Below are 23,479 nucleotides of genomic sequence, written 5' to 3' on the forward strand. Positions count from 1 at the left end.
GCACAGGCCTTTAAAACCGCATCTTCCGTTCACCGTAGCAACGCGACACTGGTATGATGCGCGGCTTTTTTGGGCCCTGCTGGCACGATTGTGCTTTGCTTATAGGCCATCATTCACGGCGCTTTTAAAGGCGCCTCGGGGAGCGGGCATGCTGGAAAGGCTGTTTCAGTTAAAGGCACACAACACTAACGTGCGCACGGAAATCCTGGCAGGGGTCACGACCTTCCTCGCCATGGCCTACATCTTGTTCGTGAACCCGAGCATTCTCGGCAGCACTGGCATGGACAAGGGCGCGGTGTTCGTCGCCACCTGCCTGGCCGCTGCCATCGGCTCGGCCGTGATGGGGCTGATCGCCAATTATCCGATCGCACTGGCCCCAGGCATGGGCCTCAATGCCTTCTTCACCTACACCGTGGTGCTGCATATGGGCCACACCTGGCAAGTGGCGCTGGGTGCGGTGTTCATCTCGGCGGTGTGCTTCTTCCTGCTGTCGATCTTCAAAGTGCGCGAGTGGATCGTGAACAGCATCCCCTTGCCCCTGCGAAGCGCCATCGCCGCCGGCATCGGCCTGTTCCTGGCGCTGATCGCCCTGCAAAATGCCGGCATCGTGGTCGACAACCCCGCCACCCTGGTGGGCCTTGGCGACCTCAAGCAGCCGGGGGCCATTCTGGCCGCGCTGGGCTTTATGCTGATCGTCGGCCTGGAAGCCCTGAAGGTGCGTGGCGCCGTGCTGATCGGCATCCTGGCCGTGACCGTGGTGTCGATCCTGTTCGGCTTCAGCCCCTTCGGTGGCCTGGTGTCGATGCCGCCTTCGCTGGCCCCTACCTTCCTGCAGCTGGACATCGCCGGCGCGCTGAATATCGGCCTGGTGAGCGTGATCTTTGCCTTCCTGTTCGTAGACCTGTTCGACAACTCCGGCACCCTCATCGGCGTGGCCAAGCGCGCCGGGCTGATGGGCAAGGACGGCCACATGCCGAAAATGGGCCGGGCGCTGATCGCCGACAGCACCGCCGCCATGGCCGGCTCGCTGCTGGGCACCTCCACCACCACCAGCTACATCGAGTCGGCTGCGGGCGTGAGCGCCGGTGGGCGCACCGGGCTCACCGCAATCGTGGTGGCCGTGCTGTTCCTGTTGGCGCTGTTCTTCGCCCCGTTGGCCGGTAGCGTACCGGCCTACGCCACCGCCCCTGCCCTACTGTTCGTGGCCGTGCTGATGGCTTCGGGCCTGGCCGAAATCAACTGGGACGACATCACCGAAGCCGCACCGGTGGTGGTCACCGCCCTGGCCATGCCGCTCACCTACTCCATCGCCAACGGCATTGCCTTCGGGTTCATCACCTGGACTGCCGTGAAGCTGGTATCCGGCCGCGCCCGCGACCTCAACCCGGCGCTGATCATCCTGTCGGTGCTGTTCGTGATCAAGCTGGGCTGGTTCAACGCATGACGGCCATCAACCCGGCAGAGTACGCCGAGCAACTTCAGGCCAAGGTGGCGCGGCTCCAGGCCTTGCTGGCGCCTTTCGATGCTCCCGCGCCGCAGGTATTCGAGTCCCCCCGCGAGCACTACCGGCTGCGAGCGGAGTTCAGGCTGTGGCGCGAGGGTGGCCAGCGGCATTACGCGATGTTCGCCCCGGGTGATAACCGCACGCCTATCCTGATCGAGCAGTTCCCTGTGGCCAGCGAGCGCATCAATGCGTTGATGCCGCTGCTCAAGGCCGCCTGGCAGGCCGACGAAGCGCTGGGGCACAAGCTGTTCCAGGTGGAGTTTCTCACCACACTCGCCGGCGATGCGCTGATTACGCTGTGCTATCACCGCCCTCTGGGCGCCGAGTGGGAAGGTGCGGCACACGAGCTGGCCGCTTCGCTGGGCGTAAGCCTGATCGGGCGCTCCCGCGGGCAGCGCCTGATAATCGGCCGTGATTATGTGACCGAAGCCCTCACGGTAGCCGGCCGTACCTTCACCTATCGCCAGCCCGAAGGCGCCTTCACCCAGCCCAACGGCACCGTGTGCGAGCACATGCTCGGCTGGGCCTACGAAGCGTTGGGTGAGCGCGATGATGATTTGCTCGAATTGTATTGCGGTAATGGCAATTTCACCCTGCCCTTGGCGACCCGAGTACGTAAGGCACTGGCCACCGAAATCAGCAAAACCAGCGTGGCGGCGGCATTGCACAACCTCGCTGACAACGCCGTGAACAACGTGGAATTGGTGCGTTTGTCGGCGGAGGAGCTGACCCAGGCGCTCAACGGTGTTCGGGAGTTCCGCCGCCTACAGGGCGTGGACCTTTCCAGCTATGCCTTCGGCACAGTGTTCGTGGACCCACCCCGCGCCGGGATGGACCCGGATACCTGTGAGCTCACGCGGCGCTTCGATAACATCCTGTACATCTCGTGCAACCCTGAAACCCTGGCGGTCAACCTTGAACAGTTGAGCAGCAGCCACCGCATCGAACGTTGTGCATTGTTCGATCAGTTCCCCTATACCCACCACATGGAAGCCGGGGTATTGCTGGTCCGCCGCTGAACCCTGCCTGAACCCGGGGCTACGGCCCCGGTGTTTCACGTTTTTTTCACTCTCTGCTCACCGCTGTCGCACAACTCCAGGCCTACCCTCAGCGCCGACCCCGGTCCCGGGCCGATTCATGCTCTGTGGCAGAGTATTCATGACCGTCGCGCGCTACCTTCCCACCCTTGGCGCTTCGCGCCTGGTGATGCTGTTTTCCGCCTTTCTCGTTCTCGCCTGCAACCTTGCCAGCTGGCACGCCCTGGCCAGCCTGATTCAGCTGGAGGGCTTCAAGCGCCTGGCCTTTGAAGCCTCCTTCGGGGTGTTCCTGTGGTCGGCGTTTACGCTGCTGTTCATTGGTTTTTCGTTCCGCCCGGTGCTCAAGCCGGTACTGAGCATCGCGGCACTGGGCGCGGCGGGCGCGGCGTATTTCATGAACGAATACGGTGTAGCGATCGACACCGTGATGATACAGAACGTGGTCGAAACCAACCCTGGCGAAGTTGCGGGCCTGGTCAGCCTGAAGATGGTGGCGTATCTGCTCGGCCTTGGCGTGGTACCTGCGGTATTGATTTGGGTGTGGCCGGTTCGGTACGCCCCGCCCTTGCGCGGGCTACTGCACAAACTTGCAACTGCGGCACTGGCGGCTGGCTTGCTGCTGGCCACGGTGGCGGCGTTCTACTCCACCTACGGGCCGCTGCTGCGCCAGCACGATCAGCTCACGCACTTCATCAACCCTACCAACTTCATTTACGCAGGCGCCAAGCTCGGCAAGGAGCGGCTGGGCTTGCAGCAGCATACTGAGGTTCAGCCTATCGGCACCGATGCGGTGCAGGTCGCCCAGGCGCCGCGCAAACGGCTGATGATCTTCGTGGTAGGCGAGACAGCGCGGGCGGACCACTTTTCCCTCAACGGCTATAGCCGCGACACCAACCCCGAGCTCAGCCAGCTGGATGTGCTCGATTACAGCCAGGTACATTCGTGCGGTACGTCCACGGCCGTGTCGGTGCCGTGCATGTTCTCGATGTTTGGCCGCAAGGACTACACCGACAAGAAAGGCAAAACCGTGGAAAGCCTGCTGGACGTGCTCCAGCACGCCGGGGTGAACGTGTTGTGGGTGGAGAACAACAGTGACTGCAAGGGTACCTGCCTGCGCAGCCCTCACCGTGACATCCCGAAAAGCCAGCCCAGCCCGTACTGCGACGGCCATACCTGCCTGGATGAATCCCTGCTTGAAGGCCTGCAGGCGGACATCGACAAGCTCGACCGCGACACGGCGATCTTCCTTCATTCCGACGGTAGCCACGGCCCGGAATACTACGAGCGTTACCCGCAGGCGATGACGCGCTTTGCGCCTGTGTGCCACACCAACCAACTGGGCAGCTGCAGCAGTGAGTCGCTCAACAACGTGTATGACGACACCATCCTCTACACAGACCACTTCCTGGCCCGGGTGATTGGCGTGTTGAAGGCCAATCAAAGCCGCTTCGACACGGCCATGTGGTATGTGTCGGACCATGGCGAATCACTCGGCGAAAACGGCCTGTACTTGCATGCCGCACCCTATGCGATTGCCCCCGAAGCTCAGAAACATGTGCCCATGGTGCTGTGGTTCGGGCAAAACACACTGGCCGACGCCGGGGTGTCCCGGCCATGCCTGGCGGCAAAGCGAGATGAAGCCGACCTGAGCCACGACTTCGTATTCCATTCGGTACTGGGGTTGTTCAACGTACAAACTCAGGTTTACAAACCGGCGCTCGACCTGTTCCAAAGCTGCCATGGCCTTGCCACCGCTGGTTGACAAGCACTGCCACGCACCCGTTATATCGGCCCTCTGAACCGGAGGGCCTGTGACTACATCATCCGCTTTCGTTTTGTCGCCTTCCCGGGCACGGTTGCTGGCCCTGCTGGTAGCCGCTGCGTTTTTCATGGACAACCTCGATGCCACGGTCATCGTCACCGCGTTACCGGCCATGGCGCGCTCCTTTGGCGTGAGCGCCGTGGACGTGAACGTCGGCATCACGGTGTATGTGCTCACCCTGGCCGTATTTATACCGGCCAGTGGCTGGGTGGCCGAGCGCTTCGGCCATCGGCGGGTATTCATGTCGGCACTGGTGATCTTCACCCTGGCGTCGGTGCTGTGTGCCAGCGCCCAAACGCTCTGGCAATTCGTTCTGGCGCGGGCGCTTCAGGCCGTAGGTGGGGCGATGATGGTGCCAGTGGGGCGGCTGGCGGTATTGCGCAATACCGAAAAGCAGCACCTGCTGGGTGCAATCGCACTTATTACCTGGCCGGGCCTCGTGGCGCCCGTGCTCGGCCCTCCCCTGGGTGGTTTCATCACCCGCTATGCCTCCTGGCACTGGATATTTCTTCTCAACCTGCCCTTGGGGATGTTGGCATTGGCATTTGCCTGGCGACTGATGCCACAAGCGCAAGCACACACCACCCCGCCTGCTTTCGACCTGAAGGGGTTCGCGTACTGCGCCCTGGGCTGTGGTGCCCTGGTGCATGGCCTGGAACAACTCGGCAAACAGCCTGAAGCGCTAGGCGGCTACGTCTGGCTGGCCGCCAGCGGCGTAGTGCTATGGTGTTTCCGTCGGCATTTACGGGGCTCGGCCGCGCCACTGCTTCGGCTAGAGGCGCTGCGTATCCAGACCTATGCAGTCACTATTCGCGGCGGTTCGTTATACCGGGCCATGGTCAGCACCGCGCCGTTTTTGCTGCCATTGATGTTCCAGCTCTCGTTCGGCCTCGATCCGTTCGTCTCGGGCTTGCTGGTGCTCGCACTGTTCGCCGGGAATATCGGCATGAAACCCATGACGTCAGCCATCCTTCGCCGCTTCGGCTTTCGCGCCACCTTGCTGGGAAGCATCAGCGTACTGGCCGCCACTGCGCTCGCGTGTGCTTTCATGACTGCAGCCACGCCGGTGTGGCTGATCGTGCCAGTGCTGGTGGTGTCCGGCATGGCCCGGTCGATGGGCTTCACGGCTTATCACAGCCTGGCGTTTGCCGACATGCCCGCGCCCCTGATGACGTCGGCGAATACGCTGTTCAGCATGACCCAGCAATTGGCGTTCGGCCTGGGGATCGCGCTGGCGGTGATTCTGTTGCGCGGCGCGCAAACCTTGCTGGGCCTGGAGGGCGGCGATGAGCAAGCCTTCCATGTGGCGTTCGTGGCGGTGGCCATACTTACCCTGGCCGCGGCGACAGATGTATGGAAACTTCCCCACAACGCCGGCGCGCGGGTATCTGGCCAGCGCTGACCGATTGCCGCCCAATTTCCAACCACTGGCGGGGTCCAATACAGGTAAAGCGATTGACCTAAGTAACCGGCTGGTACAATTTAACGCCAGCGACTTCGGTCAAGAATAACAATGGAGCTTCACCATGATTGCGACCCCTCATAACAGCATCCTCGCCGGGCTGATCGGTTCTGGCATCCAGCTTTCCCGCACGCCCTCCATGCATGAGCAGGAAGGCAAGGCCCAAGGCCTGGGCTACGTTTATCGGTTGATCGACCTGGATGTGCTCAAGCTCGATAACCAGGCGCTGGAAGAACTGCTTACCGCCGCGCAGCGCATGGGCTTCACAGGCCTCAACGTCACGTTCCCAAGCAAGCAGGCGATCATTCCTTATCTGGATGAGCTTTCGCCAGAAGCCAAAGGGATCGGCGCGGTGAACACCGTGGTGCTGAAGGACGGCAAGCGGGTAGGCCATAACACTGACTGCCTGGGCTTTGCTGAGGGCTTGCGCCGGGGCCTGGCTGATGCCGGGCGTAATCGGGTGATCCAGATGGGCGCAGGTGGCGCAGGCTCGGCGGTGGCGCACGCGCTGCTGATGGAGGGCGTAAAGCAACTCACGGTATTCGATGTAAACCCGCAAAGCGCACGCACGCTGGTGGATAACCTCAATGCGCACTTCCCAGGCGACCCGGCCCAGGTGGGCACCAACCTTGCCGCCACCGTGGCCCAGGCGGACGGCATCGTGAACACCACGCCGATGGGCATGGCCAAGCTGCCGGGCACGCCGGTGCCGAAGGAACTGCTGCGCGCCGACCTGTGGGTAGCCGAGATCGTGTACTTCCCACTGGAAACCGAGTTCCTGCGCGATGCCCGCGCCCTGGGCTGCCGTACGCTGGATGGCAGCACCATGGCGGTGTTCCAGGCGGTGAAGGCGTTCGAGCTGTTCACCGAGCGCCAGGCCGATGCCGAGCGCATGACCGCGCATTTCCACAGCATGAATGGGTAGCTGCACCGGCGGGTAGAGAGCAGGATTCGGGCGCCAGTTCGCGAGCTACGCCTGCGGCTTCGCCGGATGACCGGCCCCCCGTCTCTACAAAAGCAGCGGGGGAGCCAGTCAGGCTTTGACGAAACGCTCCAGCGCTTCGACGATCATCTTGCGATGGTGCTGCCTGGTCGCCGGGTCGTCGAAGTTCACCTGGAAGATTTCCCCGAAGGTGTGCTTGTTGGACACCCGGTAGAAGCAGAACGAACTGATCAGCATGTGTACGTCCATGGCATCGAGGCCTTGGCGGAACACGCCGCTGGCCACGCCCTTCTGCAGTAACGCCTCCAGTTGCAGCAGAACGGTCTGGTTCATGCTGCGAATCGAGCGCGACTGCTTGATGTACTCGCCTTGATGGATGTTCTCGTTGCACACGATCCGCACGAAGTCCACGTTGCGATCGTGGTGGTCGAAGGTGAACTCCACCAACCGCTTCAACCCTTCGAAAGGCTCCAGCTCGGTCAGGTGCATGCTGCTTTCGGTATGCCGGATATCTCCGTAGAGCTTTTCCAGCACCTCCACGTACAGCTGCTCCTTGCTGTTGAAGTAGTAATAGATCATCCGCTTGGAGGTTTGCGTGCGTTCGGCGATAGCGTCCACGCGTGCGCCAGCCAGGCCTTGGGCGACGAATTCGGTGATCGCGGCCTGGAGAATGTTTTCGCGGGTTTTCTCGGGGTTGTTCTTGCGGGTGCGGCGTGGCGCGCTGGTAGCGGGCACGTCAGATGTTATTGTCATGGGCTCTTGGCCTGTATGGGTCAGCGGTAATTATGAGCCGCCCTGCCTTGGGAAGGAAGCCGCTCCAGGCGAAGCGGCTTGCACCTTTGCGTTACAGCCGGGCGTGGCGCGCGGCACCACTACGGGCCTTGGCCATGGCCGCCAGGCGTACAGCGACGTTCGCTGCGCCGTAACCGGCATAGCCGCCACGCCGTTGCAGCACTTCAAAGAAGAACCGGTTTTCGAACGGCTCGGTGTACACGTGGAACAGCTCGCCGCCATTGGCGTCCCGGTCGTACAGCACGTTGAAGTACGCCAGCTCGCTCAGGAATTCGTCGTCGAAGTCGAAGCGCGCCGCCAGGTCGTCATAGTAATTGAGCGGAATTTCCAGCAGCGCGAGCCCCGCTTCCTTGGCCTGGGTCACGGCGGCGAAAATGTCGTCGCAGTCGAATGCAATGTGGTGCACGCCCGAGCCCCGATATGACGACAATGCGTGCGAAATGGCGGTGCCGCGGTTTTCCGAGATGTTCAGCGGCAGCCGCACCGCGCTGCAACGGCTACGAATGGCGCGGCTTTTTACCAGGCCGTAAGGGTCGGGCAGCACCACCTCGTCGTCGGCGGTAAAGTCCAGCACGGTTTTGTAGAACAGCACCCAGGTATCCAGCGCGTCCGGCGGCAGCGCCATTGCCATGTGGTCGATCCGCTTGAGCCCGACGGGCAAGGTCGCGGGCACCGGCTTGATGTTGAAGTCCGTGTCGTAAATGGTCCGCCCTTGGGCGTCCTGGTCCACCAGGTACAGCAAGCTGCCGTCGGGCGCACGCACTGCCGCAAGCTCGCGCTCGTTGGGCCCTACCAATCCGCGATAGGGCTGGGCCTTGTAGTCCACGGCCCGCTCCAGCGCGGCGGCGCTGTCGTTTACGCGAATCGCGGTGGCACACAACGATGGCCCATGCGCTTCGAAGAAGTTGTGAGCGAACGAATAGGGCTCGGAGTTGAGGATCAGGTTGATGTCGTTCTGGCGCAGCAGGGTCACGCTCTTGGAGCGGTGTTGCCCGGCCTCGGCGAAGCCCAGTTGGCCCAGCCAGTGCTTGAGTTTGGCGCCCGTGGTTTCGTCCACCGCAAATTCCAGAAACTCGACACCGCCATAGGGCGCCGCGGGGGGCGTGGCAAACAACTGCTCGAGGTTGGCGCTGGTGTCGGCTTCGCGGGCCAGCAACTCGCGGGTTTTTTCCTCAAGGTAGAGCAACGAGCGCAAGCCGTCGGCGGCGTTGGCACGTGGTGGCGCGGCGCGGAAATCATCGTTGAAGATTTCCAGCGACAGCGGCCCCTGGTAGCCGGTCTTGAGGATAGGCGCGAGGAAGTTCGGCAGGTCGAAATCACCTTGGCCGGGGAAGTTACGGAAGTGACGGCTCCACTCCAGTACATCCATGGCCAGCAACGGCGCATCGGCCATTTGCACGAAGAAGATCTTGTCGCCCGGCACCTGTGCGATGCCCGCAGGGTCGCCGCGCAGCGAGAGGGTGTGGAAGCTGTCGAGGATCATCCCCAGGTTGGGATGGTCCGCTTCCCGCACGATGTCCCACACTTGCTGCCAGGTATTCACATGCCGGCCCCAAGCCAGCGCTTCGTAGCCGATACGCAGGTTGTGGACTGCGGCCCGTTCGGCCAGCAGGCGCATGTCATCCACCAGCAGGTTGTGGTCACCAACGGAGTCGGCGGCCACGTTGCTGCACACCAGCACCAGGTCGGTGCCTAGCTCTTGCATCAACTCGAACTTGCGCTCCGCGCGGTCGAGGTTGCGGGCAAGGCGATTGCGGGGCACGCCTTCAAAATCGCGGAACGGTTGGAACAGCGTGATCGCGATGCCCAGGTCGGCGCACATCTGGCGCACTTCCCGCGGGCTGCCATCGTAATAGAGAAGATCGTTTTCGAAAATCTCCACCCCGTCGAAGCCGGCGGCGGCAATGGCTTCGAGTTTTTCCGGCAGGGTGCCGCTAAGGGATACGGTGGCGATCGAACGGTGCATGGTTCACTCCTGAGGGCGCGAGCAAAGCCCCGTGACCCGGTGGCCCGCACACTACTGACCGGCCTGGCTGCAGCCGGAAATTCTTGGGTTTGTCGGAAGGGTTTATACCTGAAAACCCTGCCGCGCAAGCGTACCAACCGGTTAGTTTTGTGTTCGATTATCGCCCGCTTCGCTGGCCTGGGCTCAGGCAGTCTTGGCGGGCGGCGTGCTACTCACCGTGGCTGAAGGTTGGGCCGACGCAGCCACCAAGGGTTCCACCACTTTCGGCCGCCGTTGCAGCCAGGCGGCGGCAATGCCACTGCCACAAATCACCGCAATGCCTACGATGGTTGTGCCCGTAGGGCTGTGGTTGAACACCAGGAAGCCATAAATGCCGGCGAATACAATCTGGCAATAGCCCAACGGCGCCAGTAGCGCTGGCGGCGCATGACGGAAGGCCTGGGTAAGTAAAAGGTGGGCGGTCATCCCACATGCGCCCAAGGCGATCATGAATATCCCGTCGAGCACGCTGGGCCATTGCCAGAAAAAGGGCACCACGGCGGACATCAGCAACGTATTGAAGATGCCCGCGAAAAAGTTGCTGGTGGTAGGGCTATCCACTTCCGCGACCTTGCGCGTAAGCAACTGGTAGAAGCAGAAGCACAGCGCCGAGCCGAAGGGGAACAGGATCGCCGGGGTAAACAGTTCGCCGCCGGGATGCACGATAGTCACCACACCGCAAAAGCCGACCAGCACTGCGGCCCACTGGCCAAAGGTTACGCGTTCGCCCAGCAGCGGCACCGACAGCGCCGTGACCAGCAGCGGCGCGAGGAAGTTGACCGCGGTGGCTTCGGCCAACGGAATATGCTGCAGGCCGGAAACAAACAGCAGGCTGGTGCCGAGCAAGCACAGGGCGCGGGCGACCTGCAGCCACGGCCTGCGCGTGCGCAGGATACGCAGCCCTGACTGCGGCAGGAAAATCCCCATCATCAGCAAGGTATGTACAAAGTACCGAACCCAGATCACCAGCATCACTGGATAAAAGCCCGAAAGGTATTTTGACAATACGTCGTGGCTGGCGAACAGCAGCGTCGCTACCACGATCAGCGCCATCCCCTTGAGCGGTTGGCTGGTGCCGGTCAGCGACAGGTTGGCATTAGTCATGGGTCAAAGGCGTTCCAGTACGCGGTAAGTGGCTTCCAATGCGCGAGTGGCACGCTCCAGCGCGCTCACCCCTTGCTCCATCAGGCGGCGAGTGGGTATTTCCAGGCTTAGCGGGATACCAGGCGGCAAGGCCTTGAGCAGCCCTACCAGATCGCAGTCGCCCTCCCCCGGCAGGCAGCGCTCATGCCGCGCCTCGAAGAGGATTCGCTCGATATCGTTTGGCACCGGCCCGGCAACATCACACAGTTGAGCGTAGCGCAAACGGCCTGGGGATAACTGTTCCAGTTGCGACAGCTGCGAGCGGGAGCGGTTGAAGTGGAAGGCATCTACCAGAATGCAGCCGTTTGGCTGCCCGGCCTGCTCAACCACCTTCACCGCGGTGGCCAGGTCGGGAACGTCGGTCCAGGGCATGAACTCCAGGTGGGGGTGTATACCGTAGCGCTGGCCCATCTCACACAGTTGTGCGAAGCGCTGAGCGCAGCGCGACAGGTCCGGATCGTTGCCCGCCACCAGCAGCTCCGTGGCACCGCACTCGGCGGCAAACGCCAGATGCGGCTCGAAGCTCGCCACCTTGGTATCGGGCTTCAATCGCAGAATTTCGATGTCCAACACCTTGATCCCGCTGTCGCGCAGCCGCTTGAGCGTTGCCTGGCGCAAGCCAGCATCTGCCAGCAGTGGAAAATGATATTCCTCAGCGGTGGCAGGCTCGGTACGCAACCCCACATGGCTGTAACCGGCCCGCGCGGCCACTTCGATCATTTCGACGGGTGACAGCTCCAAAACCGTAAGGGCTGCCAGAGAAAAGCTGCGTTGCGTCATGAAAGCCACCCGGATGCCGTTTGTAATTATTTAGAACCCAGTTCCAGTTTCAATACAAGCCCTCAGTTTACTGAAACCATTCGGAAGCCGGGCTTGCTTCGGCCAGCTCGACCGCAGCGGCCATGGCTGCGGGAGCGATTTCGTGAAGTCGGGCTTCAGGCAAGCGTGCGGTAGGGCCCGCCACACTCAGTACACCCAAGGTAGCCTGGCTGCTCGGGTGCCGGACGGCGACACCTAGAGCGGACATTCCAACAGCCGAGCTCTCCATAACCCAGGCGTAGCCCAGCGTACGCGCCAGGCGCAGGCGCTCCAGCAACGCTTCGAGGCTGCGCGGCGCGTTGGGGCCGAAGCCTTCGGGCGCGGCGATGCCCTGTGCCTTCACCAGCGTCAGCGCCTCTTCGTCAGGCAAGGTAGCGAGCCAGGCGTGCCCGGAGGCGGTGTAGAACAGCGGCGCCTCGCGGCCCATGTCCGGGTCATAGCGCAAGCCGGCGCGTGCGCCCTGGGCCTTAGCCAGCCACGTCAGCCGTTGGCCCTCCACCACGCCCAGGCGGATCAGCTCGCCCGTATGCTCGGCAAGGCGATCCAGGATCGGCTGCACGATATCCACACCGCTGTGGCCCAGGTAGCGGAACCCCTGAGCCACCAGCCGAGTCGTCAGCAGGTAGCGCAGGCTTTCGGGGTTCTGCCGCACGTAACCCAGCCGCACGAGTTCGGCGAGCATTCTGTGCGCCGCGCTCTTGGGCATACCGGCTTCGTCTGCCAGGGCCTGCAGCGGCAGGCCGCCTGGCGCTCGGGTAAGTTGCTCCAGCAAGCTGAAGGCGCGTTCGATCTGACTTCCGGCCATGGTGGGCCCTTTGCAAATAAAGTGGCGATTGTAGTGAGGCTGTGCGGAGCGTGCGATCTTCGCCCGGTTTATTCAGCACGATACTTGGCCTTGAGGTAACTCGCTAATAGAATTCTGGAACAAGGTTCCAATAAATAACAAGCCTGTGGAGCATCTCATGCCAAGCCTTCCCCACCCCGTTCCCGTTGTGGAGTGCGACCTGCTGGTGATCGGTTCCGGTGCGGGCGGGCTGGCTGCAGCGGTAACAGCGGCGTGGCATGGCCTGAACGTGATCGTGGTGGAAAAAGACGACGTACTGGGCGGCGCCAGCGCGTGGTCGGGCGGCTGGATGTGGGTACCCTGCAACCCCTTGGCACGCCGCGCCGGCATCGTGGAAGCGCCGAGCGAGCCGCGGCGCTATCTGGAGCATGAGCTGGGGGATCGCTTTGATCCCGCCCGGATCGACGCTTTCCTGAAAGCCGCGCCCGAGATGGTGTCATTCTTCGAGCAGCACACCGCGCTGCAATTCGCCGATGGCAACGGTATCGCTGACATCCATGGCGACACCCCAGGTGCCGGTACGGGCGGCCGCTCGGTCATTGCCGCGCCAATCAGCGCCTATACCTTGGGCAAGCTCCTGCCCCGCCTGCGGCGCACGATGCGAGAAACGTCCGTGCTTGGCATGCCCATCATGGCCGGCGCTGACCTTTCGGCCTTTCTTAGCGTCACCCGTTCGTGGCGTTCGGCCCTGCATGTGGCGCGGCGCTTCGGTGCTCATTTGCTCGGCCTGGCACTCAAGGGCCGGGCAACGCAACTGGTCAATGGTGTGGCCCTGATCGCGCGGTTGGCAAAGTCCGCCGAAGACCTGGGCGTACTGCTGTGGCCCAGCGCGGCGGCAGTGCGGCTGGTGCAACAGAACGAGCGGGTAGCGGGCGCTGAAATCGACACCGCCAAAGGCAAGGTGCGAATCCATGCCCGGCGCGGCGTGGTACTGGCCACCGGCGGCTTTGCCCATGACGCGGAGCGGCGCAAGGCACTGTTCCCGCGTACGCCAACCGGCGAGGAGCACCTGCCGCTGCCGCCGCCCTCGGTCACTGGCGATGGGCTGCGCCTGGGGGAAAGCGTGGGCGGCGAGGTGGCTACCGATCTTGCCAGCGCCGCCGCCTGGTGCCCGGTATCAAAGGTGCCCTACGCAGACGGCAGCCAGGGGCACTTTCCTCACATCATCGAGCGAGGCAAGCCGGGGATCTTCGGGGTATTGGCCGATGGCAAGCGCTTCGTGAACGAGGCCGACGGCTATTACGACTATGCGAAGGCAATGGTCGACAAGGCCCCAGGCACCGACGTGGTGTCGTGGCTGGTCTGCGACCATGCCTTCCAGCGCCGTTATGGCCTGGGTATCGCCCGGCCATTCCCGCTCCCGGTCGAACCGGCAGTGCGCTCCGGCTATCTCAAGCGGGGCGCGACCATCGAGGAGCTGGCGCGCAACTGTGGCATCGACCCCGATGGCCTGGCGCGCACGCTCGCTGAATGGAATGTGCATGCCCAGCGCGGTGAAGACCCGGCGTTCGGCCGCGGGCGCACCCTGTACAACCGCAAACAAGGCGACCCGCGTCATGGCCCCAATCCGTGCGTGGCGCCGTTGGCCACACCGCCGTTCTATGCCGTGGAGGTAAGGCCAGGCAGCTTTGGCACCTTCGCCGGTTTGAAAACCGATGCCAACGCCTCCGTGCTGGATAGCAAGGGCGAGGCGATCGCTGGCTTGTATGCCGTAGGTACCGACATGGCCAGCATCATGGGCGGCTTTTACCCGGCAGGTGGTATCAACCTGGGCCCGGCCATGACCTTCGGCTACATCGCCGGGCGCCATGCCGCCGGCGAAACGCAGAGCGAATGAATTCAACCAAGGAGGCTCACATGCAAACCATCGACAATTCGTACGGCCTGAAAATGCCCAAACTGGGCCTGGGTACCTGGCCCATGCTCGACAAGGAGTGCACCGACGCTGTGCTCAGCGCGCTGGACCTCGGCTATCGGCACATTGATACCGCAACGGCCTACAACAACGAAGCGGCGGTGGGTGAGGCCTTGCGCACTACCTCAGTGAAACGCGAAGCGATACATGTGACGACCAAGGTGTGGTGGGACAAGCTGGCCCCGGCCGACCTGCAAGCCTCCTTCGATGCCAGCCTGAACGCATTGCAAACCGATTACGTGGACCTGTTCCTGATCCACTGGCCGGGGCGCGAGGGCTGGGACATGGACCGTAGCCTGGCGGCGTTGACGGCGGTATACGAAAGCGGCAAGGCCAAAGCCATCGGCGTGGCCAACTTTCCGTTGCCGTTGATGCGCCGCGCGGTAGAAGAGCTGAAGGTGCCGCTGGCGGCATTGCAAGTGGAATACCACGTAAGCCTGGATCAACAACCGCTGCTCGACTTCTGCCGCCAGCATGGGCTGGCACTAACCGCCTACAGCCCGTTGGCGCGCAATAAGGTATCGAACATCCCTGAGATCAAGCAGATCGCCGAAAAGCACGGCGTGCTGCCCACCCAGGTGGCACTCAAATGGCTGCTCGATCAGGACAGCGTTGCTGCCGTTCCCAAAGCCGCGAGCGTGAAGAATCAGCAGAGCAACCTGGATTCGCTCAAGGTGCAGCTGGACGATGAGGACCGTGCGCTGATCGCTGGCCTGGCCAAGGATCAGCGCCTGGTAAACCCGGACTTCGCACCGAAGTGGGATTGAGCCCGGCCTTGAATCAGAAGTCGAAGAACACCGTCTCGCCTTCGCCTTGCACCCGCATGTCGAACCGGTAGGCGGTTTTTCCATCCACCTCGCAGCGGCGTGCAATCAAGGTTTCACGGCGCTGCGGTTGCTCGATCAAATTAAGGATCGGGCACTTCGCGTTGGCGTCGGCTTCGTCGTCGAAGTAGATCCGGGTTTGCAGGTGGATGTTGATCCCCCGGGCAAACAGGCTCACGTTGATGTGCGGCGCCATCGGGATGCCCGCCGTGGTGGTCACCACGCCCGGCTTGATGGTGTGCAAGCTCCACTCACCGGCATCGAAAGTGGTAGCGGTACGGCCGAAGCTGTTGAACGGCTTTTCCAGGTTGTACTCGGTGTCATACCGGCCTTGGTGGTCCGCCTGCCAGAACTCCAGGAAGGAGTCGCGGATCAGGTGTCCGTTGCCGTCATACACGTTACCGATCAACAGAATGTGCTCGCCCGGCGCACCGGGTTTGGCCATCTCGTTCCAGATTTCCTGGTCGCGGGTGGGGTTACCGGCCACGCCCAGGGCAAGGCCGATGTGCACGTAGGGCCCAGCAGTCTGCGAGGGAGTTTCGGGCAGGAATTGAACAGGCATGTGCGTCACTCCTCTCAGCAGTTTTCGAAGTGGGTCTGGCGTTGGCCGCGCAGCACGATATCGAAGCGGTAGGCCAGGCAATCCATCGGGTTGGCGTTGGTCATGTCCAGCCGGGCGATCAGGCTTTGCACCGCTTCGGGGTTGGTGATGGATTTCACGATCGGGCACATCGGGATGAGCGGATCGCCCTCGAAGTACAGCTGGGTAATGAGCTTGGTCGCGATCGACGGGCCGCTGATGGACACGTGGATGTGCGCCGGGCGCCAGTCGTTCGGGCCGTTACGCCATGGATACGGGCCCGGCTTGATGGTACGGAAGGTGTAATAGCCCTCGCTGTTGGTAAGCGTGCGGCCTACCCCACCGAAGTTCGGGTCCAGCGGTGCCAGGTAGCGGTCGTTCTTGTGGCGATAGCGGCCACCTGCGTTGGCCTGCCACATTTCCACGAGGGTATGCGGCACCGGCTTGCCGAATTGATCGATCACACGGCCCGCGAGCACGATGCGCTCACCCACCGGCAGGCCGCCATTATTGAAATTCAGCAGAAGATCGTTGTCGAACTTTCCGAGCTTGAGGTGCGAGAAATTCGGGCCGGTGCTTTCGCTTGCGGTTTGCGGAATGCTCACCAGGGCCTGACGAGGCGAACGCGGTACCGACGTTTTGTAGTCGGGGGTCAACGCCTTGGGATGCCAGTTGCGGTCACGGACAATGAAGCGACTGGTGTCTTGTTCAGACATGTCGATCTCCTGTTATTGGATTTATAAGGTCGCATAGATAAATACGCTGGCTTCAGTTTCCGCCAAAGCGGGCAGTGCGACCACTGAAAATGTGCAGTTCCGTCATAACCATATGGTTATGAAAAACCTCAAGGAGACACCAGCATGCTGTGGAAAAAAGGCCGGCGCAGTGACAACGTGGTCGATGCCCGCGGCGATGGCGGCAATGGCGGCGGATACGGAGGGGGCGGGTTCCGCGTGGGCGGCAAAGGCTTGAGCCTGGGTGCGGTCGTGCTGATCGTTGGGTTCGGGTTACTGACCGGGCAGGATCCACTCCAGATCCTCGGCCAACTCACAGGGCAAGCCACCGCGCCGGCCCCCACCCAACAGCGCACCAAGCCCGCCGGTAACGATGAGCAGACCGAATTTGTGAAAGCCATCCTGGGGGATACCGAGGACACCTGGCAGGCCATCTTCAAGGAAGGCGGGCGCCAATATGAGGACCCAACCCTCGTGCTGTTCGGTGGAAGGGTGAATTCAGCCTGCGGCCTGGCCTCCTCCGCAGTAGGCCCGTTCTACTGCCCGGGTGACCACAAGGTGTACCTGGACACTGCATTCTTCACTGAAATGAGCCAGCGCTTTCAAGCCGCGGGCGATTTTGCCCAGGCTTATGTGATCGCCCATGAAGTAGGCCATCACGTGCAAACGCTGCTGGGTATCTCGGCCAAGGTCGATGCGGCACGCCAGCGCGGGCAGAAACTGGAAGGCGACAACGGCCTGCTCGTGCGCCAGGAACTGCAAGCGGACTGCTTTGCCGGGATCTGGGCCAACCATGCCCAGCAACGGTTGAACTGGCTGGAACCCGGTGACGTGGAAGAAGCGCTCAACGCCGCCAATGCCATCGGCGATGACCGCCTTCAGCAACAAGGCCAGGGCCGGGTAGTGCCCGACTCCTTCACCCATGGCACCTCAGCGCAGCGAGTGCGTTGGTTCAAGGCAGGCTTTGAGGGTGGCAAGCTGGAGCAGTGCGATACGTTCGCCGCGCAGAAGCTCTAAATGCGGCTCCTGTAGGAGGCCTCCAACCCTGCGGGAAGCAACTGTCTTGCGCAGTTTTCCTAAGCCCTTATTCGCGAGCTCCGCCTTCGGCTTCGCCCAGCTCCCACAAGGTGCGTTCAATCTGTGGGAAGCGGGCGCCAGCTCGCGAATAGTCAATTTTTCGCGAGCTGGCGTCGAAAGGCCGGCCCCGCCGTTCCTACAGAGCGTCCAACAACGCCGCGCAATCCACCGCATGCCAGTCGGTCAACTCCGGCCAGGGGTTGGCCGGCATGTTCACCAGCACGGTACGGGTACCGGCGGCGCGGCCGGCGGCGAGGTCGAAGCGGTAATCGCCCACCATCACCATTTCGGCAGGCGCTACCTGCCACGCCGCGGCGAGCTTGAGCAGGCCCTCGGGGTTGGGTTTGAAGGCCGCTTCGTCCCGGCCGAGCACATCGTGCGGGGCGAAGCAGTCGTCGATTCCAATGGCAGCCAGTGTGATATGAGCCAATTCGCGAGCATTGCGGGTCAGCACACCCAGCCGGTACCCGCGGTCCGCCAGTGTGCGCACCAGGGTTATCGCGCCGGGCGCAGGCTGAGAGGCAATCGCGAGTTCGCGCTCATGCTCGAGCAGCCAGGCGTGTTTGGCGGCGGCTTCATCGGCAGGCAAGGCAGCCAGATGATGCAGGATGTCGTCTTCGGCCGGGATGTTCAGCGCGGTGCGGATGGCGGCGAAGTCGTGGGCGGCCACGGTGAGTGTGCCGTCCATATCGAATACCCAGTGCCGGATATGCCCTAGCATCACGCCCAGTCCTTGCGGTGACGAATCAACCCTTCCTGCGCCGAAGAGGCGACCAGTTGGCCGGCGCGGTTGTACACGCTGCCGCGGGAGAAGCCGCGGGAATTGCCGGCCCAGGGGCTATCGAGCGCATACAGCAGCCAGTCGTCCGCGATCAGGTTGCCATGGAACCAGAGCGCGTGGTCCAGGCTGGCCATCTGCATATCCCGGTGCCACACGCTTTTGCCGTGTGGCAGTAGCGAGGTGGTCAGCAGGTTGAAGTCCGAGGCATAGGCCATGACGTACTTGTGCAGGGCAGGCGTGTCCGCCAAGGCGCCGTCCGCCCGGAACCACACGTATTTGACCGGGTCGCCCGGGGTGGGGTTGTACGGGTCGCGCTCGGTCACCGGGCGCATTTCGATGGGCTTGGGGCACAGCAGTTTTTCGCGCAGGTGCTCCGGGATCAACGCCTCGCCCAGGCGCATCAGCTCCAGTTCGGTGGGCAAGTTTTCCGGGCCGACGACATCCGGCATCTTGCTTTGGTGGGAGAAGCCTTCTTCGTCGTACTGGAAGGACGCCGAGCAAGTGAAGATGGTTTTCCCCTTCTGCACCGCCGTCACGCGACGGGTAGAGAAACTGCCGCCGTCACGTACCCGATCAACCATGTACACCACGGGCAGCGAGGCATCGCCGGGGCGCAGGAAATAACCGTGCAAGGAATGTACATGCCGCTCTTCTTCTACCGTCTGGCTGGCAGCCGACAGGGACTGGCCCAACACCTGGCCACCGAACAACTGGCGAAAGCCCAGGTCCTGGCTACGCCCGCGGAAGAGGTTTTCTTCGATGGGTTCAAGGCTTAACAGGTCGACCAGATCGTCGAGGACGTGGCTCATTCAGGGTTACCTCGGCTTACAAATACCATGAGCGGGCATCATACCTTGATGTGCAAGCCAACCGGCTACCCGTGCATGGCCTTCAACCAGCCCGCGCGGTCTATGCGGTACAGGTAATGCCGGCGCAACGGGCTGGCTTCGTCCAGCGCAGGGTGGTCGAAATCCTCGGCGTCGTGGCGCTGCATGCCAATGGCCTGCATCACCTTTTGCGAAGGCAGGTTCACTTCGGACGTGAACGCCACCACCTCTTTCAGGCCCAGCTGTTCAAAGGCGCAGCCGAGGCTGGTGAAGGCAGCTTCACTGGCGTAACCCAGGCCCCAGTAACCCCGGGCCAGCCGCCAGCCGATTTCGACGGCAGGTGTGAAAGGGGCCTTGAACGGCACGTTCCACAACCCGGTGAAACCAATAAAAGCGCCATCATCCTTGCGCTCCAGCGCCCACAGGCCGTAACCGTATTCGGCGAAATGGCCACGCACGCGGCCGATGAAAGCCGCACTCTCAAGGCGGCTGAGCGGTTTGGGGAAGTAGCGCATCACGGCAGGGTCGGCGCTGAGCGCGGAGAACGGCGCCAGGTCTTCATCCTCCCACAAGCGCAACCGCAGGCGCGGGCTCTCGAGCGTCAGCAGCTCCGTCATGGCCGGGCTCCTTTGTTATCCGCAGGCGAAAGCTGGCACACTCTCAGCTTTCGTGCTGTGCGGTCGATCATGCGCTTACCTCTGGTTTATCACGAAGACTACAGCCCGCCGTTCCCGCTTGAACATCGGTTTCCGATGGAGAAGTTTCGCCTGCTTCATGATCACCTGATCACCACGGGCATCGCCTTTTCAGAAACCCTGCATCGGCCAGAACTCTGCCCGGCGGATGTACTGTCGCTGGCACATGCTCCCCACTACATAGAGCGCTACATGGCCGGTGAGTTGTCCCGGGAGGACCAGCGGCGGCTGGGTTTACCGTGGAGCGAACCCCTCGCCCGCCGGACGATCCGCGCGGTGGGCGGCTCGTTACTCACCGCCGAGCTCGCGCTGCAACATGGGCTGGCCTGCCACCTGGCCGGCGGCACCCATCATGCCCACTACGATTACCCGGCGGGGTTTTGCATCTTCAACGACCTGGCGGTAGTCGCCCGCTATCTGCTGGCAGCCGGCCGGGTGAACCGAGTATTGATCTTCGACTGCGATGTACATCAGGGTGACGGTACCGCACGCATTCTGGCCGATACCGCCGATGCCATTACCGTGTCGCTGCATTGCGAGCAGAACTTCCCCGTGCGCAAGGCCGAAAGCGATTGGGATATCCCCTTGGCCCGTGGCATGGGAGACGACGCTTATCTACAGGTGGTGGAGGATGCGCTGAACTACCTGCTACCTCTTTATCAGCCCGACCTTGTGCTGTATGACGCCGGCGTGGATGTGCACAAGGATGACGCCCTGGGCTATTTGCAGCTCACCGATGAAGGCGTAGCGGCGCGGGATGAGTGCGTGTTGCGGCACTGCCTGGGCCGGGACATCCCGGTAATGGGCGTGATCGGTGGTGGTTACAGCAAGGACCGGCACGCATTGGCGAGGCGACACGGCATTTTGCACACGGTGGCAACCCGGGTGTGGGACACAGACATCAGATAGCAGCCCGCTGCCTCGTAAATTACCCACATTCGCTGTGGAACCGCCTGTGGATAACCTGAGTGAAAGCGTCGAGGCCCCTTCTATACACAGGCCTGGAAGCAGCTGGCTATTTTTTGATCAGTCGCGGAGAGGCATTTGACAGGCGCCTTGGTTACACTACGGCCCTTTATGATTCTGGCGAATGTTCATGGCGTTGAATTCCGCTCCCTCCACGGTGGCGATCATGGGTGGCGGGCCGGCCGGCCTGATGGCAGCCGAGGTGTTGAGCCAGGCCGGCCACGCCGTGACGGTGTACGACAGCATGCCCTCGGTGGGGCGCAAATTCCTGTTGGCGGGTGTGGGCGGCATGAACATTACCCATGCCGAGCCCAAGCCTGCCTTCACCGGCCGCTATGCCGAACAGGCCGCTTGGGTAAGTGACTGGCTGGCTGAATTTGATGCCGACACCCTGCGCGCCTGGATACACGGCCTGGGCATCGAAACCTTTGTGGGCAGTTCTGGCCGCGTATTCCCTACCGACATGAAAGCCGCCCCGCTGTTACGTGCCTGGCTCAAACGCCTGCGCGAGAACGGCGTAGTTATCCACACCCGTCACCGTTGGCTAGGCTGGGCGCCCAGCGGTGGTTTACTGGTCCAGCATCCTGACGGCCAAACGGTTATCCAGCCCCGCGCGACAGTGCTGGCACTGGGCGGCGGAAGCTGGCCGCGGCTGGGTTCAGACGGCGCCTGGCTACCATGGCTGGCTGAGTGCGGCGTGGGCATTGCGCCTTTGCAGCCGGCCAATTGCGGGTTCGAAGTGGGCAGCTGGAGCCCCGTGTTGAAAGAACGCTTCGCGGGCGCGCCCTTGAAAAACATCGCCCTTTCGCTCGCTGGCTGCGCGCCTCGTAAAGGGGAATGCGTAGTGACCGAAGGCGGCCTGGAGGGCAGCCTGGTGTATGCCCTCTCCGCGCCGATACGAGAGGCGATCAATCGGGATGGGCACTGCGAGGTGTTTATCGACCTGCTTCCCGACCGAAGCCTGGCGCAGGTTGAAACGGCGCTGAACAAACCGCGCGGAACCCGCTCCATGGCCCGTCACCTTCAAGGCCAACTGCGGCTGGAGGGTGTGAAGGCAGCATTGCTGCGAGAGTTGACCGACGCCTCGGTGTATCAGGACTTGCCTCGGCTGGCCCAGGCAATCAAGGCGCTGCCATTGACCCTGCTACGCCCTCGCCCACTGGCCGAGGCTATCAGCAGCGCAGGTGGGGTAATGCGTGCTGCCCTGACTGACGACCTGATGCTTGCAGCCCAGCCGGGCGTGTTCTGTGCCGGTGAGATGCTCGACTGGGAGGCACCCACCGGCGGCTACTTGCTGACCGCCTGTTTTGCCAGCGGCCGCCGCGCCGCCGAGGGGGTTTTGCGGTATCTAGCCTGAGCTGAAACTACGGCTTGCGCTTGCGAGGCCCGGTATTGAACGCCGGCACTTTGCGCACGGGCTTTATAGCCGGTTCGGCTACCGCAGCGTCACGGCTTTCGGTCCAGCGGCCGAGCGTAGCCTTACCGCCAGTGGTCTTCGGCTTCTTCGGCTTTTTGGGCTTCTTCAGAATCTGCCCGCCTGCCGTGGTTTCCGGCACGCGGTGTTCCGGCTCGAAATCCTGCTCTTCGACACGCTTGAGGGTTTGCCGCGTCATGGCCTCGATGGCTGCCAGTTGCTCCACTTCGTCGGCACATACCAGCGAAATGGCTTCGCCCGTGGCGCCTGCCCGGCCGGTTCGGCCGATGCGGTGCACATAATCTTCGGCGACGATGGGCAGGTCCAGGTTCACAACCAAGGGCAGGTCCTGAATATCCAGCCCGCGCGCAGCCACGTCCGTGGCCACCAATACGGTGAGCTCGCCAGCCTTGAAGCTGTCCAGGGCACGTTGGCGGGTCGCCTGGGGTTTGTCGCCGTGGATGCCCTCGGCTGCCACGCCCTGGCCCTGCAGCCGCTCGACCAGTTGGTCCACACCGTTGCGGGTTTTGGCGAACACCAGCACGTGCTTCCAGCGGCGCTGGCGCAGCAGGTGGCAGAACAGTTCCGGCTTGCGCTTCTTATCCACAGGCACCACGGACTGGCGAACGCTGGTAGCCGCCTGGTTGCGTGGGCTTATTTCAAGGGTCAGTGGCTCATCGAGCATTTTCCCGGCCAGCAGGCGGATGTCATCCGAGAAGGTCGCGGAAAACAGCAGGGTCTGGCGGCGCTTGGGTAGCGCGGCATAGACGTCCCGCAGTTCTTCGGCGAAACCCAGGTCCAGCATGCAGTCGGCTTCGTCCAGCACCAGGGTTTCCACCTGGCTGAACTTGACCGCGTTCTGCCGGTGCAGGTCAAGCAGGCGGCCGGGCGTGGCTACCAGCACGTCCACGCCCTTGCGCAGCGCCATCATTTGCGGGTTGATGCTTACCCCGCCGTACACAGCGTACGTGCGCAATGGCAGATCAGCAGCATACGCCTTGATGTTGGCGTGCACTTGCTCGGCCAGTTCGCGGGTAGGTACCAGCACCAGGGCGCGCACGCTGTTGCTCGCCACCTGGCTGCCTTGCAGGGTAAGGCGCTGCAGCACCGGCAGGGCAAAACCGGCCGTTTTGCCGGTGCCGGTCTGGGCGGCGGCCATCAGGTCGCGGCCGGCCAGCACGGCGGGGATGGCCTTTTCCTGGACCGGGGTAGGCTTGTCGTAGCCAAGGCTTTGCAGCCGATTCAACAGCGGCTCGATCAAGCCCAGTGAAGCGAAAGTCATCGGGGTGTACCTG

21 protein-coding genes are annotated in these 23,479 nt (G+C 62.7%); 10 read left to right on the forward strand and 11 right to left on the reverse strand.

The genetic code is table 11. From position 1 onward, the window contains the following. Positions 1-148: 148 nt before the first annotated feature. From AC3Z8Y_RS20890 to AC3Z8Y_RS20910, 5 genes are all read left to right on the forward strand, one after another. Positions 149-1,444, forward strand: a complete 1,296-nt coding sequence (locus tag AC3Z8Y_RS20890) for an NCS2 family permease (RefSeq protein WP_490087403.1) — start codon at positions 149-151, stop codon at positions 1,442-1,444. Beyond that, positions 1,441-2,523, forward strand: a complete 1,083-nt coding sequence (gene trmA, locus AC3Z8Y_RS20895) for a tRNA (uridine(54)-C5)-methyltransferase TrmA (protein ID WP_490087404.1) — start codon at positions 1,441-1,443, stop codon at positions 2,521-2,523. Before AC3Z8Y_RS20890 ends, trmA begins: the two co-directional genes overlap by 4 nt. 139 nt (positions 2,524-2,662) lie before the next feature. Next, positions 2,663-4,303, forward strand: coding sequence for a phosphoethanolamine transferase (locus AC3Z8Y_RS20900; RefSeq protein WP_490087405.1), 1,641 nt, complete (start codon positions 2,663-2,665; stop codon positions 4,301-4,303). Positions 4,304-4,352: 49 nt separating this feature from the next. Continuing rightward, positions 4,353-5,765 (forward strand): MFS transporter, encoded by a 1,413-nt coding sequence (locus AC3Z8Y_RS20905; protein ID WP_490087406.1) that lies wholly within the window; start codon positions 4,353-4,355, stop codon positions 5,763-5,765. 124 nt (positions 5,766-5,889) lie between these two features. Then, positions 5,890-6,750, forward strand: coding sequence for a shikimate dehydrogenase (locus tag AC3Z8Y_RS20910; protein WP_490087407.1), 861 nt, complete (start codon positions 5,890-5,892; stop codon positions 6,748-6,750). A 108-nt stretch (positions 6,751-6,858) separates the two neighbouring features. Here the strand turns inward: AC3Z8Y_RS20910 and AC3Z8Y_RS20915 are convergent, their stop codons facing one another. The 5 genes from AC3Z8Y_RS20915 to AC3Z8Y_RS20935 form a co-directional block, all read right to left on the reverse strand. After that, a complete protein-coding gene (locus AC3Z8Y_RS20915) occupies positions 6,859-7,521 on the reverse strand; it encodes a TetR/AcrR family transcriptional regulator (protein ID WP_490087408.1) in 663 nt (220 codons plus the stop codon). A 91-nt stretch (positions 7,522-7,612) separates the two neighbouring features. Next, positions 7,613-9,526 (reverse strand): 3-dehydroshikimate dehydratase QuiC, encoded by a 1,914-nt coding sequence (gene quiC / locus AC3Z8Y_RS20920; RefSeq protein ID WP_490087409.1) that lies wholly within the window; start codon positions 9,524-9,526, stop codon positions 7,613-7,615. Between the two features lie 183 nt (positions 9,527-9,709). Then, complete coding sequence (locus AC3Z8Y_RS20925) at positions 9,710-10,669, reverse strand: DMT family transporter (RefSeq protein WP_490087410.1); 960 nt, start codon at positions 10,667-10,669, stop codon at positions 9,710-9,712. Positions 10,670-10,672: 3 nt separating this feature from the next. Further along, on the reverse strand, positions 10,673-11,488 hold the full coding sequence (locus AC3Z8Y_RS20930) for a sugar phosphate isomerase/epimerase family protein (RefSeq protein WP_490087411.1): 816 nt from the start codon (positions 11,486-11,488) through the stop codon (positions 10,673-10,675). A gap of 67 nt (positions 11,489-11,555) precedes the next feature. Further along, positions 11,556-12,332 (reverse strand): IclR family transcriptional regulator, encoded by a 777-nt coding sequence (locus AC3Z8Y_RS20935; RefSeq protein ID WP_490087412.1) that lies wholly within the window; start codon positions 12,330-12,332, stop codon positions 11,556-11,558. Between the two features lie 157 nt (positions 12,333-12,489). Between AC3Z8Y_RS20935 and AC3Z8Y_RS20940 the strand changes: the two genes are divergently transcribed. Both AC3Z8Y_RS20940 and AC3Z8Y_RS20945 read left to right on the forward strand, forming a co-directional pair. Further along, the gene (locus AC3Z8Y_RS20940; RefSeq protein ID WP_490087413.1) at positions 12,490-14,208 is read left to right on the forward strand and encodes an FAD-dependent oxidoreductase; all 1,719 of its coding nucleotides are present in this window, start codon (positions 12,490-12,492) and stop codon (positions 14,206-14,208) included. A 20-nt stretch (positions 14,209-14,228) separates the two neighbouring features. Next, positions 14,229-15,053, forward strand: a complete 825-nt coding sequence (locus tag AC3Z8Y_RS20945; protein ID WP_490087414.1) for an aldo/keto reductase — start codon at positions 14,229-14,231, stop codon at positions 15,051-15,053. A gap of 13 nt (positions 15,054-15,066) precedes the next feature. Here AC3Z8Y_RS20945 and pcaG read toward each other — a convergent pair whose 3' ends face one another. Together pcaG and pcaH are read right to left on the reverse strand one after the other, a co-directional pair. Next, positions 15,067-15,672, reverse strand: coding sequence for a protocatechuate 3,4-dioxygenase subunit alpha (pcaG, locus tag AC3Z8Y_RS20950; RefSeq protein ID WP_181118211.1), 606 nt, complete (start codon positions 15,670-15,672; stop codon positions 15,067-15,069). 14 nt (positions 15,673-15,686) lie between these two features. Further along, positions 15,687-16,406, reverse strand: coding sequence for a protocatechuate 3,4-dioxygenase subunit beta (pcaH, locus tag AC3Z8Y_RS20955; protein WP_181118212.1), 720 nt, complete (start codon positions 16,404-16,406; stop codon positions 15,687-15,689). 144 nt (positions 16,407-16,550) lie between these two features. Here pcaH and ypfJ point away from each other — a divergent pair, with 144 nt between their 5' ends. After that, positions 16,551-17,441 (forward strand): KPN_02809 family neutral zinc metallopeptidase, encoded by an 891-nt coding sequence (ypfJ, locus tag AC3Z8Y_RS20960; RefSeq protein ID WP_490087415.1) that lies wholly within the window; start codon positions 16,551-16,553, stop codon positions 17,439-17,441. Positions 17,442-17,637: 196 nt separating this feature from the next. On the opposite strand, the gene AC3Z8Y_RS20965 is transcribed toward ypfJ, so the two are convergent. The 3 genes from AC3Z8Y_RS20965 to AC3Z8Y_RS20975 form a co-directional block, all read right to left on the reverse strand. Continuing rightward, a complete protein-coding gene (locus AC3Z8Y_RS20965) occupies positions 17,638-18,222 on the reverse strand; it encodes an HAD family hydrolase (RefSeq protein WP_490087416.1) in 585 nt (194 codons plus the stop codon). Then, positions 18,222-19,091, reverse strand: a complete 870-nt coding sequence (gene tesB, locus AC3Z8Y_RS20970; RefSeq protein ID WP_181118215.1) for an acyl-CoA thioesterase II — start codon at positions 19,089-19,091, stop codon at positions 18,222-18,224. The genes AC3Z8Y_RS20965 and tesB overlap by 1 nt, the downstream gene beginning before the upstream one ends. Before the next feature lie 65 nt (positions 19,092-19,156). Continuing rightward, positions 19,157-19,726: a GNAT family N-acetyltransferase gene (locus AC3Z8Y_RS20975; protein ID WP_490087417.1), complete on the reverse strand. Its 570-nt coding sequence runs from the start codon at positions 19,724-19,726 to the stop codon at positions 19,157-19,159. A 69-nt stretch (positions 19,727-19,795) separates the two neighbouring features. Between AC3Z8Y_RS20975 and AC3Z8Y_RS20980 the strand changes: the two genes are divergently transcribed. Both AC3Z8Y_RS20980 and AC3Z8Y_RS20985 read left to right on the forward strand, forming a co-directional pair. After that, positions 19,796-20,713, forward strand: a complete 918-nt coding sequence (locus tag AC3Z8Y_RS20980; RefSeq protein WP_490087418.1) for a histone deacetylase family protein — start codon at positions 19,796-19,798, stop codon at positions 20,711-20,713. A gap of 187 nt (positions 20,714-20,900) precedes the next feature. Then, positions 20,901-22,127 carry a TIGR03862 family flavoprotein gene (locus tag AC3Z8Y_RS20985; protein WP_490087419.1) on the forward strand — a complete coding sequence of 409 codons (1,227 nt, stop codon included), beginning with the start codon at positions 20,901-20,903 and terminating at the stop codon, positions 22,125-22,127. 7 nt (positions 22,128-22,134) lie between these two features. On the opposite strand, the gene rhlE1 is transcribed toward AC3Z8Y_RS20985, so the two are convergent. Next, positions 22,135-23,466, reverse strand: coding sequence for an RNA helicase RhlE1 (rhlE1, locus tag AC3Z8Y_RS20990; protein WP_490087420.1), 1,332 nt, complete (start codon positions 23,464-23,466; stop codon positions 22,135-22,137). Between the last annotated feature and the right edge of the window lie 13 nt (positions 23,467-23,479).

This window comes from Pseudomonas sp. 3MAES_34.3B (assembly GCF_058145875.1).